Here is a 16784-nt window from a genome sequence, read left to right as displayed (position 1 = left end):
TGTAAATGAAAAGCGTTAGAGAATCATTTATTAAAGATGTTTGGGATGTTATTCTAGCCACATTTTCTGAATTTGGAGAACATAAAATCATGAAGATGAGTGCTTCTTTAGCATACACTACTGTATTCTCTATGGGGCCAATGCTTTTGGTTATTTTATTTGTAATAGGTTCTGTTTGGGGTAGAGATGCTATAGAAGGCGCTATCTTTAACCAAGCAAAAGATTTTGTAGGTGTAGATGCTGCCAAACAAATTCAAGAAATAATAAAAAATATTGCAATCGCCAACAATGGAAATCTCACAGCCTATATAGGTATTATTACTCTGTTAATTGGAGCCACTTCTGTTTTTGCAGAAATTCAAGATTCTATCAATACAATTTGGGGCATACGACCTAAAAAACGCTCTGGTTTTTGGATGTTCTTAAAAACACGGTTGCTTTCTTTTGGCGTAATAGGCAGTCTAGGCTTTATATTACTCGTTTCGTTATTTCTTTCGGCTATTTTAGAGAGTTTAAACTCAAAATTATTTTCTCATTTTTCCAACCATACCATTTACCTTGTATTTGCAAGTCAAAACTTAATAAATTTATTTATAATTATGCTACTTTTTGGCGTAATTTTTAAGGTTTTACCCGATGCTAATGTGACTTGGAAACAAGTAAGAGTTTCTTCTTTAACTACAGCAGTATTATTTATGTTTGGAAAATTTTTAATCAGCTATTACATATCCAATTCACATTTAGGAAGTGCCTATGGAGCGGCAGGTTCTTTAGTAATTATAATGGTTTGGGTATATTATTCATCTATAATACTTTATGTAGGAGCATTGTTTACAAAATGTTATGCTGTAGAATTTGGAGCACCAATACGTCCTTCAAAATTTGCCGAAATTGTTCAAACTGTTCACATAAAATCTGAAGCAGAAACCATACAAGAGGCTACCGCCGAAAAGAAAATTTTAAATCAAAACAACACATAATTATTTTAGAAAAAAATTAAGAAATTTTTAAGTTTTTAAATTTTTGGCATTCAATTTGTATAACACTCAAAGAAGTTTAATCAATTATTAATTCAAAAATTAAAAAAAATGAAAAAAGTATTTTTAGGTTTAGCTGTTATGGCTTCATTATTGGTTGTATCTTGTAAAGAAACTACACAAGATAAAGTAGAAGATGCTACAGAAGCAGTTGGAAACGAAGTTGAAAACGCTACAGAAAATGCAGGTAAAGAAATTGACTCTGCTGCTACTGAAGTTAAAGAAGAAGTAAAAGACGCTGCTACCGAAGTTAAAGAAGGAGCAAAAGAAGCTGCTGCAAAAACAGCTGGTGCTGTAGAAAATGCTGCTAAAGATGTAAAAGAAGCTGCTAAAAAATAAATTCCAGTTTTCTTTAAAAAACGAACCCCAAGCCTATAACTTGGGGTTTTTTATACTATTAATTCCCTATTACTACTGTATAGCTATTTCCGTTTACTGTAAACTGTGCCGTGTTATCACAATCGCCATTTCCGTAATCTAGTGTTGCTGTAGTATTGTTTCTCACAAAAGTTATTACCCCAAAAACAATAAGTGGCTTATTCACTGCCATACAATTCATTTTTATATGCAATGGTGTAGTAATACTACTGCTCATTGTTGTAGCATTTGGGTAAGTGGTAGTCCAACTACCTGTTATTTTGTAAACATTATCTAAAAGTGCTGGCGTACCAATACCTTCAATTATCTCTCTCGTTCTAGTACCTACTCTATGGTACACATTCCCATTTGGAAAAATAGCATACAAATCCATATTCATTACTACAATAGGATGTGCTAAAGTAGTAGCGGTTTCGGCAACCATAGTGCGAGTAAACGTTTTATTTCCTTCAAGTTTAATAGCATTATGATAAAAATTCACAAACTGATAATTTATAGTTTGAGAAGTTGCCGTAGGTTGGTATGTAAATGTAATTACTATTTTACCTTTTACAACATTACCGTTTGAAAGTGTACAACCTGTTCCAAAATCTATGGTTTTCGTTACCAAATCACCAGCAACAAGTGGTGTTCCAAAAGCAGGAACCCTAGTAATAACCGCACATTGAGAAAAAGGAGTTTCAATACTTTTATTTGCAAAAGTATTTGTGTTCATGTTTTCATACTGATCGTCCACAATATTGGCGACATCATCATTTGCCATATCTATTTTTGCACTTACAGAAGCATCATCTTGCGAAATGGTTTTCTCTTCTGTTTCATTTTTGTTACAACTTACAATAAGCATTGCAATGGCAACTCCCGAAATAATTTTTTTTAAATTCATATTCTATACTTTTTGGGTTTTGGTTTTTTGGTTTTTTGATTTTATATTCTAAAAATAGTAAAATTTTATCTATAAGACTCTTAAAAATTAGAAAGGTTTAATAGATCACAATTTTTTTTAAAATAACTACAAAGTTGTATCTTTGAACCTAGATGAATATTACTTCACAAATAAAACAGCCTATACAAGAAGAAATGGAACTTTTTGAAAAAAAGTTCTACGAATCTATGTCGTCTAGAGTAGCTTTACTCAACAGAATTACACATTATATTGTAAACCGCAAAGGCAAACAAATGCGCCCAATGTTTGTTTTTTTGGTGGCTAAAATGGTTTCTGAAGGAAAAATAAACGAACGAACGTATAGAGGCGCTAGTGTAATCGAGCTGATTCACACCGCCACATTAGTACATGATGATGTGGTAGATGACAGCAATCAACGTAGAGGTTTTTTTTCAATAAATGCACTCTGGAAAAATAAAATAGCGGTTTTGGTTGGCGATTATTTATTATCAAAAGGATTACTACTCTCTATTGATAATGGTGATTTTGATTTGTTAAGAATCATTTCGGTAGCTGTACGTGAAATGAGTGAAGGAGAACTTTTACAAATTGAAAAAGCAAGAAGACTTGATATTACAGAGGATATTTATTACGAAATAATTCGTCAAAAAACAGCTACGTTAATAGCTGCTTGCTGTGCACTTGGCGCCAAATCGGTTTCTGACGACGAAGTTGTTGTAGAAAAAATGCGAAAATTTGGCGAACTTATCGGCATGGCATTTCAAATAAAAGATGACCTTTTTGATTATACCGATGATGCCATAGGAAAACCTACTGGAATTGACATTAAAGAACAAAAAATGACTCTTCCTTTAATTTATGCTTTAAACAATTGTTCTGAAAAAGAAAAAAGTTGGTGCATCAATTCGATTAAAAACCACAATAAAAACAAAAAAAGAGTAAAAGAAGTAATCGAATTTGTTAAAAACAAAAACGGACTTTCGTATGCCGAGCAAAAAATGAGTACTTTTCAAAATGAAGCTCTCACGCTATTAAATTCTTTTCCTACTTCTGCTTACAAAGATAGCCTTACCCTTATGGTGAATTACGTTATTGAGCGTAAAAAATAATGTTTATTAGAATTATTATTGAAAAGCTAATTATTTTTAAAAACATCTGAATTTAAGCTTTTTACAACTTAAATCATCTTGCTTTCAAACCTTTATTGAATTTTATTTTAGAAAAAAATTACAACTCCCATGCAACCTTTCTTTTAGTTGTGTCGTCTATAAAAATAGAAGCCCTACAAAACAATCTTTTAATCAAAATGAAAGTCATTAAGCTACATACCGAAGAACAACAACTTATAGAACACGCCATACAAAACAACAGGCATGCTCAACATCAGTTGTACAACACTTATGCAGCCAAAATGTTGGGCGTATGCCGCAATTATATCAAAGATATACACGAAGCCGAAGATGTTATGATTTCTTCTTTTATGAAAGTATTTACACATTTGGCAGCATTTGAAAACAAAGGTAGTTTTGAAGGTTGGATAAGGCGGATAATGATAAATGAATGCCTATCGTACCTACGGGTAAAGAAAAAAGTAAATTTTATTGAAGACCAAACACAAAGCGAATTTAGCTACCAAGAACATGAATTACAATTTACAGCCGAAGAATTACAAGCATTAATAGACAAATTACCCGAAGGATATAAAATGGTTTTTAACTTATATGTAGTAGAAGGGTATAAACATCATGAAATTGCAGAATTGTTACATATTTCTGAAGGAACAAGTAAATCGCAACTATCACACGCAAGAAAATATTTGCAAGAATTAATAGAAAAAACAACAAACTACCAAAATGGCACCAAATAAATTTGAAAATCAAATAAAAAAAGAGCTTTCTAATAGATCGATTGCTCCTTCTGCTCAAGCTTGGGACAGGCTCGATGCCATGCTTGCTGTTGCAGAAAACAAAACAACTAAAAACAGCAACACAGTTCTATACAAATGGATTGGGATAGCTGCTCTAATTACTATTGTATTTTCTATTGTTGTATGGAACACCTCACAAACCAGCCAAAATAGTACCACACCGAACCAAAATATAGTTACCACACAAAAATCATCTATTGAAAAATACGATAGTTTGCCTAATGCAATACCTACTAAAATTGAAAACACAGTAGCAAACCCATTTTTTAAAGAAAAAAGAAAAATAGCCTATAAAACAACAACAGAAAATATAGTTCAAGAACATAATAGCCTTTCGAACACACAGCAAGAAATTAAAAATACACCCATAGCCGAAAACAATATAAACACCAATACTATAAGCACAAAAACAGTAACAGTAGATGCCGATGAACTTTTATTAAGCGTAGAACAAAACCATACAAAAAAAACAAACTATCGAGTTAAACTAAACGCCAATACACTTTTGGCTCATGCCGATAAAGAAGTAGAATTAACTTTTAGAGAAAAAATGCTACAAAAAATAAATAAAAATTATCAAGAAGTAAAAGTAGCCATCATCAATAGAAATAAGGAGTAATCAATTATCAATCAAAAAAACAAAAATCATGAGAAATTTATTTTACTACACCGTTTTCTTGCTATCATTTATGATAAGCAAAACATTTGCTCAAAACACTTTTGAAAAAAAAGTAAGTGAACTGTCCAACAAAATGGAACAAATAACCAATCAAGAAAAAGAAACACTTAAAAAAGAAATTGAAGAAGTTAATATACAATTGGACAAAGGCTTAATTACCAATGAAAAAGCAGTCGAAAGAAAAAAACAACTAGCCGAAGCACGTGCTACCATTATTGAAAATAAAATTGCCGTTGTACAACAAGAATTAAACGCATTGATACAAGATAAAATTGATGGGAAAATTGCTGAAAAAGACTCAGTATTAATTGATTATGGTTATGGCAAAATTTATAAAAAAAGAATATATGCACATAAATCAAATCTAAGAACAACCACTCAATTTGTTTTTGCTGCGGGTTTAAACAACATAATTACAGACGGCAAAGACCTAGAACATTCAGATTATCGTGTTTGGGGTTCCCATTTTTACGAGTGGGGCATAACCTACAATACCCGAATTTTTAAAAATGATAATTTGCTTCATTTTAAATACGGATGGTCTGTTATGTACAACAATTTGCGTCCTACAGACAATAGATATTTTGTAAAAAATCAAGAAATAACCAGGTTAGAAACCCATCCATTAGACCTAAAAGAATCTAGATTAAGAAATGTATATTTAGTTTTTCCAGCTCATTTAGAATTTGATTTTACACCAAAAAAACTTTCAAAAGATGGAACAAAAACTCATTTTAGAACCCACGAATCTGTTAGATTCGGAATAGGTGGATATGCAGGTATTAGAATAAAATCTAAACAAATTTTAAAATACAAATTAGACGGTGATAACGTAAAAGACAAACAAAAAGGCAATTTTAACGCCTCCGATTTTTCCTACGGATTAAGCGCCTATATTGGCCATAGAGCAACCAGTTTATACCTAAAATACGATTTGAATACTTTGTTTAAAGACAATGCCGTAAAACAAAACAATGTTTCGCTAGGTGTTCGATTTGATTTCAACTAAAAATTTGTTGAGTTATTTATACTTTAAACCTAACAGACCTTAAAACCTGTTAGGTTTTTATTATAACTTTGTATCTTAGCAAAATTTCACAAGAATTACAATTGATTTCCAAAGATACCATAGACAAAGTTTTTGAAACCGCTCGCGTAGAAGAGGTAATTGGCGATTTTGTACAACTAAAGCGTGCTGGGAGTAATTACAAAGGTTTGAGTCCTTTTTCCAACGAAAGAACTCCATCTTTTATGGTATCGCCAGTAAAACAAATTTGGAAAGATTTTAGTACAGGAAAAGGAGGCAGTGCCATTACTTTTTTAATGGAACACGAGCACTTTACCTATCCAGAAGCTATAAAATATTTAGCTCAAAAATACAACATAGAAATAGAAGAAACCATAACTACCGATGAGCAAAAAGAAATTGCCAACGAAAAAGAAAGTATGTACTTGGTTTCTGAGTTTGCTGCCAAATATTTTCATAACACCCTATTAAACACCGAAGAAGGAAAAGCTATAGGACTTAGTTATTTTAAAGAAAGAGGTTTTACTTCCGAAACCATACAAAAATTCAATCTAGGTTATTCTCCCAATATTTGGGATGCTTTTACCAAAGAAGCTTTGCAAAAAGGATATGCTTTAGAATATCTTGAAAAAACAGGACTTACTATTGTTGGAGAAGACAAACAATTTGACCGTTTTAAAGGCAGAGTAATGTTTCCTATACAAAGCATGAGTGGGCGCATACTCGGTTTTGGTGGGCGTATACTAAGTCAAGATAAAAAAGCAGCAAAATACCTCAACTCACCCGAAAGCGACATTTACCATAAAAGTAAAGTACTGTACGGCATTTTTCAAGCCAAACAAGCCATAGCCAAACAAAACAATTGCTATTTGGTAGAGGGTTATACAGATGTTATTCAAATGCACCAATCGGGTATTGAAAATGTTGTAGCTTCTTCTGGAACAGCACTTACTCCAGATCAAATAAGACTTATAAATAGATTAACCAAAAATATTACTGTTTTATTTGATGGCGATGCTGCTGGTATGAGAGCTTCTATAAGAGGTATCGACTTAATTTTGGAAGAAGGCATGAATGTAAAAGTGTGTACTTTTCCAGAGGGTGAAGACCCTGATAGTTTTGCTAAGAAAAATTCATTTGAAGATGTAAAAAATCATCTAGAAAATTCTTCTATGGATTTTATTCAGTTTAAAGCATCGTTGCTCATGAACGATGCAAAAAACGACCCAATAAAAAAAGCCGATCTTATTAGGGATATGGTAGTAAGTATTTCTAAAATTCCCGATAGAATAAAACGTGAGATTTACATACAAGAAACTTCCAAAACTATGGAAATTTCTGAAGATGTATTGTTTAACACCTTAGCTCAAATTTCTCAAAAAGAAATTCAAGAATTAGGAAAAAAACAAAAAGAAGAACAAAAAGAAAAAGCTTTTGAGGTTCACAAAAACGAACAAACAGCATTACAAAACAGTGTAGATATACAATACGAACTTGAGCATCGTATTATAGAAATTCTTTTGCTTTATGGTACCAAAACAGAAGAATTTGAAGATACAATGCTTGCTTTGAATGAAAATGGAGAAACGGTAGAAGTTACTGAAAAAAAAGAATACAAAGTTTTTGAGCGTATATTTTTGAGTTTACAAGAAGATGAAATAGAATTATCAAACCCTTCATTTAAAAGTATTTACGAACACGTAATAGAACATTTTACCCAAAATCAATCTTTTGAACTAGATGCTTATTTAAATTCTTTGTCGGTAGATATGGCACAACAAGTAACTTCTATTTTAATGAATGATGAAAAAGAAACGTTGCATAATTGGGAAACCAAACAAATTTACGTAAAAGACAAAACAAAATCTGTAAGTCAATATGTTACAGAAACTATACTTACATTAAGATGGTTTTGGGTAAACAAAATTATCGATGAATTAAAGCAAGAAATTACCCCCGAAAACGACAATTCGGAATACCTAAGTACGATTATGGATTACTTGGGGCTTACCAATGTTTTTTCTAAAAAGTTAGGCAGAGTAATTTCGAGACATAATTAAAAAATGACTCTTTCGAGTCATTCTTTTTAAACTATATCAAGCGTTTTGGCTTTATTGATAAGATCTACTATATTATTTACATCCAACTTTTGCAACAATCGAAGCTTGTAAGTACTAATCGTTTTTTCATTAAGATCTAAAATTCTAGAAATTTCATTATTTTTTTTGCCTTCACTCAAAAAACGAAGTACTTCTACTTCCCTATTAGAAAGTTTTCTGTAAACCCGTTCGCTTTTATTTTGTTTTGATATTAATGCCAAATTGCGTTTCAAGCTTTCGCTAAGCATAACTAATCCTTGATGCACTCGTACAATGCTTATGCCTAGCGACTCTAATTTGACAGATTTATGAACGTAACCTGCTGCTCCTGCTTTAATGGCATTAGGTGCATAAATTTGTTCGTTCAAACTACTAAAAACTAAGATTTTTGTAGTTGGAAATTTATTTATTATTGCTTTAATTTCATAAATACTTTTCAAACCTTCGAGCTCAAGATCAATAACTAAAACATCTATTTGTTTGTTTCGTAAAGCATCTGGAACCATATAAAAGTTTGAAACATTAGAAACAACACTTATTTCGGGATGATCTCTAAAGTAAGACTTTACACCGTAATGAACCACAGGATAATTATCTGCAAGACATACATTAATCATAATTTTTCGTATTAATAGGTTAAGTTTGGTTTAATAAGGGAGCTTAATTTGGGAAGGTATCATGCAAACAGGTATAGGTTGCATTTTATGTTGATTTATTTCGTGTAAACGTTTGTAAATTTTATATACTTGTTTTTGTCTATCGGTAAAATTTTCTTGTAACTCATGATTATTATATACATTCATGGCCCATTCTAGTTCATCGTAACTTGCACCTAGTTGGTCTTCATCGGTTCTATTATCGCCAAACAAACCGTCTGTAGGTGCAGCTTGTTGTATAGAATTTGGAACGCCTAGATGTTTTGCTAGTGCGTAAACCTCGCTTTTTACTAAATCGGCAATTGGGCTTATATCTACACCTCCGTCGCCATACTTGGTATAAAAACCAACACCAAAATCTTCTACTTTATTTCCTGTGCCAGCAACCAACAAACCATACAAACCTGCATAGTAATACAGGCTCGTCATTCGTAATCTAGCACGGCTATTGGCTAAAGCTAAATTTGTTTTCGCAACATCATCTGTGGCTTGTACTTGGCTTGTAAAAGAATTGTATACCGGTGTTAAATCTACTACAAGACTTTCTACATTTGAAAAATTATTCTTCAAATAAGCAATATGTTCTTTAGCTCTGTTCACTTGAATTTCAGCCTGATGTATAGGCATTTCTACACATATTGTTTTTAACCCTGTTTGGGCACATAAGGTAGAAGTAACTGCGCTATCAATTCCGCCAGAAACTCCTACAATAAAACCATTAACTCTTGCGTTATTAGCATAGTTTTTTAACCAATCTACTATATAGGTAGCAACTTCTTGCATTTTTATTGCAGTATTTTTAGCCATTAGTTTAATATTAATTGTGGCTAACGTATATTTGCAAAAGTAATAATTTATTGCAAATTCTAAACCAATAAACAAAAAAGACCAAATATTTTTTTATAAAATAAACCTTTTTAATAAAAATTATCAATCACTTTAACAAGAGTTCTTGTAAATATGAAAAAAATAATCGTAATTGCATCATTGGGTATTTTGCTTTTTTCTTGTAATGAAAAAACTAAAATTGAACAAAAAGTAAAAGAAATTCCTGTAAAAATAAATGTAATCCGTTTTGAACAATCTTTCTTTGAATGTAAGCCCAACGATTTACCAAAATTGAAGGAAAAGTTCCCTGAGTTTTTCCCTATTCAAACTCCAGATGCTGTTTGGCTAGACAAAATAAAAAATCCGCTTTGGCAAGAATTGTACCAAGAGGTTGAAAAAAACTACAAAGATTTTACCCCGCAACAAGACGAAATTGTTTCTATATTCAAACATATAAAATACTACTTCCCTACTGTAAAAACACCCAATATATATACTGTAATTGGCGATATGGATTATATGAACAAAACAATCTACGCCAAAGACAAACTTATCATTGCTTTAGAAATGTATCTTGGAAAAGACCATAAATTTTATGCTGATATTCCGCAATACATAAAAAATAATTTTGAAAAACGACAAATGATGCCCGATGTAGTTTCGAGCTTTGCCTTTGGCGTTGTGCCTCCTGCTTCAGACAAAACCTTACTAGCACAAATGATTACTAGCGGAAAAGAATTGTATTTAAAAGATTTATTATTACCCGAATATAATGATGCGGAAAAAATAGGTTACCAACCCGAACAAATTAAATGGTGCGAAGAAAATCAAGGCTATATATGGGAATATTTTATTCAAAACAAACTACTTTATAGCAACGATTCTAAACTAACTAATCGATTTATTACTTTGGCTCCTTTCTCTAAATTTTATTTAGAAATAGACAACGAAACACCAGGCAGAATAGGTCAATGGATAGGTTGGCAAATTGTACGAGCTTATGTGCAAAACAATCCAGATATAAGCGCTACACAATTGCTTAAAACAGATTATAAAACTATCTTTGAAAAATCGAAATACAAACCGAAAAAAGATGAGTAAAACTTCCGAAATAAAATTTGAAATCGCATTAGACGAAAATCATATTCCTGAAAATTTGCATTGGACTGCAACAGACGGCGGTGTAGAAAATGAACAAACCAAAGCTATATTAGTTTCTGTTTGGGACAATATTAATAAAGAAACCCTTCGTATTGACCTATGGACAAAAGATATGCCTGTAGATGAAATGAAACAATTTTTTCATCAAACTCTAGTAGCTATGGCAGATACGTACCAGCGTGCTACTGCCGATGATAAACTGGCCGATACGATGCGTGATTTTTGTGACTTTTTTGCAGAAAAAATAAAATCATAAACAAAGTATTAATATGAGTTGTAACATTTGATTGATTTTTGATACTAATTGAGCATCATCAATCAAAATTATTCTCATGAAAAAAATTCTATTTTTCATGTGCGGAATGGCTTTTTATTCTACACATGCTCAAGAAATTCCTCAAAAAAAGAAAGACACTATTAAAACCCTTGATGAAGTTAGTATTATTAAACAAAAAAAATACATCAAGGTAGATTCTGACAAAACAACTGTTGCCATAAAAGACAATCCTATGGTAAGCACAGGCAATAGTTTGGATGCTATTAAAAAACTTCCTGGTGTAATTACATCTCCAACAGGCGATATCACTCTCAACGGAAAAGGAGTAAGCATCTATTTTGATGGTGCACCTAGCTCTCTTTCTGGAACTGATTTGCAAAATTATTTAAGTTCTCTCCCTGCCAATGCCATAGAAAAAGTAGAACTAATATACAACCCTGGCGCTTCTTATGATGCTAATGCAAGTGGTTCTATTATAAACATCATTACCAATGCTAAACGAAAAGCAGGTGTAAATGCGAGTTTCAACATAAACTACAATTTTAATCGTTATCAAAAACCAAGCCCGCAAGTTTTACTCAACGGAAAAACTGGCAAATTAAGCTGGCAAACTATGACTGGCTATAATTATATTGATAGTGAAAACCGAACAACCACCCAACAAAATTTTACAGCGTTTAATCCAATAAAAAAATTAAATCAAGAAAATTTTGGAGTTAATACATATAGAAACTTTTATTTTAGAGGAGGAACAAACTATAGATTTAACGACAGAAGCAACTTATTATTCAATTATAATGTAAATGCCGCCAACGAACGCAATGTATTTGAAAACACATCTGTAGGAGAAAATGTTGATTATAAAAGCATAGGTACTACCAAAAACAAAAACTACAATCATGAATTAAGTTTACAATACAAACTTAAGTTGGATACCATTGGTACTTCTTTTGACATGACGGCTTACACCAACTTTTTCGACCAAACACCAAAGACAATTTCAACAGCAAAAGATTTTAATTCAGCAAATGCGTATTTTAACAACAGCGACTCTGATTTTAGCTTAAAAAATCATTATTTAAAATACGATTTTGTTTTTCCTTTTGAAAAATGGAAATTCTCATTGAGCACTGGAGGTAAGTTTAATGTACTTAACGTAACTCACAATGGAAATTATTATATAAATACCACTACACCCAATTTGATTACTTTTGATTACAAAGAAAACAATTTGGCATTTTATGCAGAGGCAAGAAAGAAAATTAAAAAATTAAATATTACAGCAGGGCTTCGTTTTGAAAATTATCATGTAGAACGTATAACTAACACACTTACAGACAAAGTAACTTTTACAAACCGCAACATTTTTCCTAATGTAAGTACTAATTACGAGTTTAACGAACAAATGAATCTTTCGGCATCTTATTCTAAAAAAATAAACCAGCCAGGTTATAATACATTAAACCCAAATAATAGTTCGAACTTTGACCAATATAATTCATCTCAAGGAAATCCGTTATTAAACCCAACTTTTGATGATAATTACGAAATAAAACTTTCTGCTTTTCAATTTGTACAACTTGGTGCTAATTATGTCGTGAGCAAAGACAGCAATTTATTTCTTTTTAGTGCAGATGCCAATGCTACAACACCTATTAGTAATGCTACTTTTCGTCAATTTGAACAATTTAGCACTTTTACAACCTTTTTAAACTTCCCTATTCCTTTGGATTATTTTTTAAAACCTAAAGATGAGTTTAAAAAACGCATGAATAATATGGATCAAATGAATTACATTTATGTAAACATTAACTATATTAAATCTGATATAAAAGGCTATACACTTCCTTATGGCAATAAAGGATTGATGAACTATGCTGCTCAATCGCAGTTTATACTTCCGTGGGGCATGAAAAATACTATGACTTATTTTATTTTACCCGCAGGTGGAAACTGGCAAATTTATAATATAAGAAAGCATATACAACAATTCGACATTTCTTTTACAAAAGATTTTATGAATAAAAAACTAAAAATGGGCTTGCATTGTTTTGATGTATTTAACCAAAATCAAGTGAGTGCATTAATTGCTGGAGAAAACTTAGATACTCATTTTAGAGAGAAAAGAGATTCTAGAACCTTTAGAATATCTTTAACATACAATTTTGGAAACAATAAGCTACAAAAAGAAGAAACTACTATCGAAACCGAGAAAGTAAAAAGTGGCGGTGGTATGATGAAATAACATTTGTTTCAAAATAAAAATCCCGATTAAAATTCTTTAATCGGGATTTAATTTTTTATGAAGCTAATTCTAAACGCTTTAATAAATTTTTATCTAAAGCATGAGCTGCATACTCTTTATCTATTTCTAATGTTTTTTCATCACTACTTGGTAGCTCATACATAGCATCTGTAAGTATAGCTTCGCAAAGCGACCGAAGCCCTCGCGCTCCAAGTTTGTATTCTAAGGCTTTATCTACAATATAATCTAAAGCTTCTGGAGTTATAGAAAAAGTAACATCATCCATAGCAAAAAGCTTTTCATACTGCTTAATTAAAGCATTTTTAGGCTCGGTAAGTATAGACCTTAAAGTGGTTCTATCTAGCGGATCCATGTGAGTTAGCACGGGTAAACGACCTATTATTTCGGGTATTAAGCCAAACTCTTTAATATCTTTTGGAATAATGTATTGCAACAAATTGTCTTTGTCTATGGCATCTAAATTTTTTGAAGTAGAATATCCTACTGCTGTTCTATTTAATCGTTTAGAAATAATACGTTCTACACCATCAAAAGCACCACCTGCTATAAACAAAATATTTTGGGTATTTACCTCCACAAATTTTTGATCGGGATGTTTTCTACCTCCTTTGGGTGGTACATTTACTACGGTCCCTTCTAATAATTTCAACAAGGCTTGCTGTACACCTTCTCCAGAAACATCTCTAGTGATAGAAGGATTATCGCTTTTGCGAGCAATTTTATCAATCTCATCAATAAAAACTATACCTCTCTCGGCCTTTGCCACATCGTAGTCTGCCGCCTGAAGTAAACGTGTTAAAATACTTTCTACATCTTCGCCTACATAACCTGCTTCGGTAAGTACAGTAGCATCTACAATAGCCAAAGGAACATCTAGCATACGTGCAATGGTTTTGGCAACCAAGGTTTTACCTGTTCCTGTTTGCCCTACCATAATAATATTTGACTTTTCTATTTCTACTTCGTTGGCTTCTGTAGGTTGCATTAATCGTTTGTAGTGATTATACACTGCTACCGACATAACTTTTTTGGTTTGCTCTTGCCCTATTACATATTCGTCTAGAAAAGCACGAATTTCTTTGGGCTTTCTCAATACCAAATCACTTCCCAATTTACTAGTAGCTTGTGTTTTTAACTCTTCTACAATTATACCATGGGCTTGTTCTATACATCTGTCGCAAATATGTGCATCAATACCTGCTATAAGCAAGTTTGTTTCTGCTTTACGTCTGCCACAAAAAGAACATTCTAATTTTTCTTTTGCCATATTTTATTTTAAAAAGTCTTAGAAATCAAAAGTTTAAAATAACGTTTTGACTCTCGACTCAAATTTATCTTCTTAAAACTTCATCAATCATTCCGTATTCTTTTGCCTCATCGGCTATCATCCAATAATCACGTTCAGAATCTTTATATACTTTTTCGTAAGGTTGTTTGGAATGATTTGATATAATTTGATATAATTCTTCTTTTAGTTTCAACATTTCTTTTAAGTTGATTTCCATGTCTGTAGCTACGCCTTGTGCTCCACCAGAAGGTTGATGTATCATTACTCTAGAGTGTGGTAATGCAGAACGCTTTCCTTCGGCGCCTGCGCAAAGTAATACAGCTCCCATAGAAGCTGCCATACCTGTACAAATTGTAGCTACATCAGGGCGTATATATTGCATGGTATCATAAATACCTAAGCCTGCATAAACACTTCCTCCTGGAGAATTAATGTAAATTTGTATGTCTTTTGAGGCATCTACGCTTTCTAAAAACAACAACTGCGCCTGAATGATATTGGCTACATGATCATCTACGCCTGTTCCTAAAAATATAATTCTATCCATCATAAGACGTGAAAACACATCCAGTTGAGAAATATTTAATTGACGCTCTTCTATAATATAAGGTGTCATGCTCGCCACAATTTTATCGTAATACATACTGTTTACGCCATGCTTTTGGGTAGCAAATTTTTTAAATTCTTTTCCGAAGTTCATATTTTTTAAATTAATTTGATAATGTTTTTGCTGTACTATTATACAGATGCTTTTTTAAGTATAATGGTTGTAAACTTACAAAATTTATTGCAATGTTTATACCATAAATAGTAGGCTGACATTATGACAAAAAACGCCAAAATCTTAGATTTTGGCGTTTTGTATTGTTATTTTTTTTGAATAATTAATTCAATTCTCCATACATAGCTTTGATAAAGTCTTCGTAGGTTACTTCTTTACTTTTTGCAGGCACTTTTTCTGCAAAAAGAGCTAAAAGTTTTTCGTTCATTACTTGCTCCGATAATCTACGTACCTCATCTTGGTTTCCTAAAACTCTCGCAACAATACCTTGAACATCCTCGTCTGTAGGATTCATTTGTCCAAACTGTGCCATTTGTTTTTTAATAAGTTCCGATGTGTAATCTTTTAATTCTTCAAACGTAATTTGTAAATTATTTTGTGTGATTATTTTAGATTCTATCAACTGAAAACGCAAACTTTTTTCAGAATTATTGTATTCTTGTTCGGCTTCTTCTGGTGTTAATTCTTTTTCTCCTGATGTTTGAATCCATTTTTTTAAGAATTCTGCAGGCAAATCAAATTTGGTATTTTCAACAAGATGTTCTGTAACATCATTTAAAAATTTTTGTTTTGTTTGTTGCTCAAATTGTTTTTCGGCATCTTCTTTTATTTTGGCTTTCAAATCTTCTACCGAAGCTACTTCGCCATTTGGAAACAATTTATCAAACAATTCTTGGTTTAAATCGGCTGGCTCATATCCTACAACCTCATCTATAGTAAAGGTTACTTCAATATCTAGCCCATGTACATCATCATGACCTATGGCTAAAACATCCATAAGTTTGTGGTCATCATTAAACAATCCTTTGGTATTAAGAGTTACTACATCACCTACTTTTTTACCTAAAAACGCTTTTGCAGTTTTTGCATCGGCAAAGGTTTCAAAGTCTAATGTAGCACGGTTGTTTATTCCTTTTTCTGCATTAGCAAAAATTCCCGAAACATCATTGCCTTCTTCTACTGTATCTTTAGAAACTACTTTACCGTATTGTTTTTGAATACGAGCCACTTGTGCATTAAGCATGGTTTCGTCTGCAATAACATTATACTGTACAAGATTATTTTTTGCAGCTAAATCTACTTCAAATTGCGGAGCTAAACCTAATTCAAAATCAAAACTAAAGTCTTCGGCATCCCAGTTAAAATCTTCGGTTACTTTTGGCAACGGATTTCCTAGTATATCTAGTTTTTCGTCTACCAAATATTTATTTAAACTTTCTTGTAATAATTTGTTTACTTCTTCCAGTAAAACAGCTTTTCCGTATTGTTTTTCAATAAGGCTCATAGGTACTGCTCCTTTTCTAAAACCTGGAATGTTTGCGTTTTTTCTGTAATCTGTTAATACTTTTGTTACTTTGTCGGCATAATCATTTTTAGAAACTTGTACCGTAACTACTGCATTTAAAGCATCTACATTGTTTTTTGTAATATTCATTGTATAGAATTTATTATATACTAAAATTGGGTTGCAAA

The 16784-nt window shown here is 31.9% G+C and carries 16 protein-coding genes; 10 read left to right on the top strand and 6 right to left on the bottom strand.

Annotated elements, in window-relative coordinates; genetic code table 11:
- Positions 1 to 5: 5 nt before the first annotated feature.
- Positions 6 to 980 (top strand): YihY/virulence factor BrkB family protein, encoded by a 975-nt coding sequence (locus tag Q361_RS08495; RefSeq protein ID WP_103726298.1) that lies wholly within the window; start codon positions 6 to 8, stop codon positions 978 to 980.
- A gap of 108 nt (positions 981 to 1088) precedes the next feature.
- A complete protein-coding gene (locus Q361_RS13845) occupies positions 1089 to 1376 on the top strand; it encodes a hypothetical protein (RefSeq protein ID WP_211290372.1) in 288 nt (95 codons plus the stop codon).
- A 58-nt stretch (positions 1377 to 1434) separates the two neighbouring features.
- Here the strand turns inward: Q361_RS13845 and Q361_RS08485 are convergent, their stop codons facing one another.
- Entirely contained in the window at positions 1435 to 2301 is an 867-nt protein-coding gene (locus Q361_RS08485; protein WP_103726297.1) for a hypothetical protein, read from the bottom strand.
- 152 nt (positions 2302 to 2453) lie between these two features.
- Here Q361_RS08485 and Q361_RS08480 point away from each other — a divergent pair, with 152 nt between their 5' ends.
- The 5 genes from Q361_RS08480 (at position 2454) to dnaG (ending at position 8015) form a co-directional block, all read left to right on the top strand.
- Complete coding sequence (locus Q361_RS08480) at positions 2454 to 3431, top strand: polyprenyl synthetase family protein (RefSeq protein WP_103726296.1); 978 nt, start codon at positions 2454 to 2456, stop codon at positions 3429 to 3431.
- 197 nt (positions 3432 to 3628) lie between these two features.
- A complete protein-coding gene (locus Q361_RS08475; RefSeq protein ID WP_103726390.1) occupies positions 3629 to 4189 on the top strand; it encodes an RNA polymerase sigma factor in 561 nt (186 codons plus the stop codon).
- Positions 4176 to 4868, top strand: a complete 693-nt coding sequence (locus Q361_RS08470; protein ID WP_103726295.1) for a hypothetical protein — start codon at positions 4176 to 4178, stop codon at positions 4866 to 4868. The genes Q361_RS08475 and Q361_RS08470 overlap by 14 nt, the downstream gene beginning before the upstream one ends.
- Positions 4869 to 4896: 28 nt before the next feature.
- Positions 4897 to 5937 carry a hypothetical protein gene (locus Q361_RS08465; protein ID WP_103726294.1) on the top strand — a complete coding sequence of 347 codons (1041 nt, stop codon included), beginning with the start codon at positions 4897 to 4899 and terminating at the stop codon, positions 5935 to 5937.
- A gap of 101 nt (positions 5938 to 6038) precedes the next feature.
- Positions 6039 to 8015: a DNA primase gene (dnaG, locus tag Q361_RS08460; protein WP_103726293.1), complete on the top strand. Its 1977-nt coding sequence runs from the start codon at positions 6039 to 6041 to the stop codon at positions 8013 to 8015.
- Between the two features lie 26 nt (positions 8016 to 8041).
- Here dnaG and Q361_RS08455 read toward each other — a convergent pair whose 3' ends face one another.
- Together Q361_RS08455 and nadE are read right to left on the bottom strand one after the other, a co-directional pair.
- Positions 8042 to 8671 (bottom strand): response regulator transcription factor, encoded by a 630-nt coding sequence (locus tag Q361_RS08455; RefSeq protein ID WP_103726292.1) that lies wholly within the window; start codon positions 8669 to 8671, stop codon positions 8042 to 8044.
- Positions 8672 to 8701: 30 nt separating this feature from the next.
- Positions 8702 to 9517, bottom strand: coding sequence for an NAD(+) synthase (gene nadE, locus Q361_RS08450; RefSeq protein ID WP_103726389.1), 816 nt, complete (start codon positions 9515 to 9517; stop codon positions 8702 to 8704).
- 153 nt (positions 9518 to 9670) lie between these two features.
- Here nadE and gldB point away from each other — a divergent pair, with 153 nt between their 5' ends.
- The 3 genes from gldB to Q361_RS08435 all read left to right on the top strand — a co-directional run bounded on the left by gldB (position 9671) and on the right by Q361_RS08435 (position 13221).
- The gene (gldB, locus tag Q361_RS08445; RefSeq protein ID WP_103726291.1) at positions 9671 to 10639 is read left to right on the top strand and encodes a gliding motility lipoprotein GldB; all 969 of its coding nucleotides are present in this window, start codon (positions 9671 to 9673) and stop codon (positions 10637 to 10639) included.
- Positions 10632 to 10955: a gliding motility protein GldC gene (gene gldC, locus Q361_RS08440; protein ID WP_103726290.1), complete on the top strand. Its 324-nt coding sequence runs from the start codon at positions 10632 to 10634 to the stop codon at positions 10953 to 10955. Before gldB ends, gldC begins: the two co-directional genes overlap by 8 nt.
- A gap of 76 nt (positions 10956 to 11031) precedes the next feature.
- Entirely contained in the window at positions 11032 to 13221 is a 2190-nt protein-coding gene (locus Q361_RS08435; RefSeq protein WP_103726289.1) for a TonB-dependent receptor domain-containing protein, read from the top strand.
- Positions 13222 to 13276: 55 nt separating this feature from the next.
- Here Q361_RS08435 and clpX read toward each other — a convergent pair whose 3' ends face one another.
- From clpX to tig, 3 genes are all read right to left on the bottom strand, one after another.
- A complete protein-coding gene (gene clpX, locus Q361_RS08430) occupies positions 13277 to 14509 on the bottom strand; it encodes an ATP-dependent Clp protease ATP-binding subunit ClpX (RefSeq protein ID WP_103726288.1) in 1233 nt (410 codons plus the stop codon).
- 64 nt (positions 14510 to 14573) lie between these two features.
- The gene (clpP, locus tag Q361_RS08425) at positions 14574 to 15230 is read right to left on the bottom strand and encodes an ATP-dependent Clp endopeptidase proteolytic subunit ClpP (RefSeq protein WP_103726287.1); all 657 of its coding nucleotides are present in this window, start codon (positions 15228 to 15230) and stop codon (positions 14574 to 14576) included.
- A 184-nt stretch (positions 15231 to 15414) separates the two neighbouring features.
- Positions 15415 to 16746: a trigger factor gene (tig, locus tag Q361_RS08420; protein WP_103726286.1), complete on the bottom strand. Its 1332-nt coding sequence runs from the start codon at positions 16744 to 16746 to the stop codon at positions 15415 to 15417.
- Positions 16747 to 16784: the final 38 nt, after the last annotated feature.

The sequence above is a fragment of the Flavobacterium croceum DSM 17960 genome, assembly GCF_002917885.1.
GTDB classification, from domain to species: domain Bacteria; phylum Bacteroidota; class Bacteroidia; order Flavobacteriales; family Flavobacteriaceae; genus Flavobacterium; species Flavobacterium croceum.
This window is presented reverse-complemented; position numbering and strand designations above follow the sequence as displayed.

Coding starts and splice junctions, on each gene's coding strand:
- Q361_RS08495 (WP_103726298.1), top strand. CDS start 6: ATGAAAAGCGTTAGAGAATCATTTATTAAAGATGTTTGGGATGTTATT.
- Q361_RS13845 (WP_211290372.1), top strand. CDS start 1,089: ATGAAAAAAGTATTTTTAGGTTTAGCTGTTATGGCTTCATTATTGGTT.
- Q361_RS08485 (WP_103726297.1), bottom strand. CDS start 2,301: ATGAATTTAAAAAAAATTATTTCGGGAGTTGCCATTGCAATGCTTATT.
- Q361_RS08480 (WP_103726296.1), top strand. CDS start 2,454: ATGAATATTACTTCACAAATAAAACAGCCTATACAAGAAGAAATGGAA.
- Q361_RS08475 (WP_103726390.1), top strand. CDS start 3,629: ATGAAAGTCATTAAGCTACATACCGAAGAACAACAACTTATAGAACAC.
- Q361_RS08470 (WP_103726295.1), top strand. CDS start 4,176: ATGGCACCAAATAAATTTGAAAATCAAATAAAAAAAGAGCTTTCTAAT.
- Q361_RS08465 (WP_103726294.1), top strand. CDS start 4,897: ATGAGAAATTTATTTTACTACACCGTTTTCTTGCTATCATTTATGATA.
- Q361_RS08455 (WP_103726292.1), bottom strand. CDS start 8,671: ATGATTAATGTATGTCTTGCAGATAATTATCCTGTGGTTCATTACGGT.
- nadE (WP_103726389.1), bottom strand. CDS start 9,517: ATGGCTAAAAATACTGCAATAAAAATGCAAGAAGTTGCTACCTATATA.
- gldB (WP_103726291.1), top strand. CDS start 9,671: ATGAAAAAAATAATCGTAATTGCATCATTGGGTATTTTGCTTTTTTCT.
- gldC (WP_103726290.1), top strand. CDS start 10,632: ATGAGTAAAACTTCCGAAATAAAATTTGAAATCGCATTAGACGAAAAT.
- Q361_RS08435 (WP_103726289.1), top strand. CDS start 11,032: ATGAAAAAAATTCTATTTTTCATGTGCGGAATGGCTTTTTATTCTACA.
- clpX (WP_103726288.1), bottom strand. CDS start 14,509: ATGGCAAAAGAAAAATTAGAATGTTCTTTTTGTGGCAGACGTAAAGCA.
- clpP (WP_103726287.1), bottom strand. CDS start 15,230: ATGAACTTCGGAAAAGAATTTAAAAAATTTGCTACCCAAAAGCATGGC.
- tig (WP_103726286.1), bottom strand. CDS start 16,746: ATGAATATTACAAAAAACAATGTAGATGCTTTAAATGCAGTAGTTACG.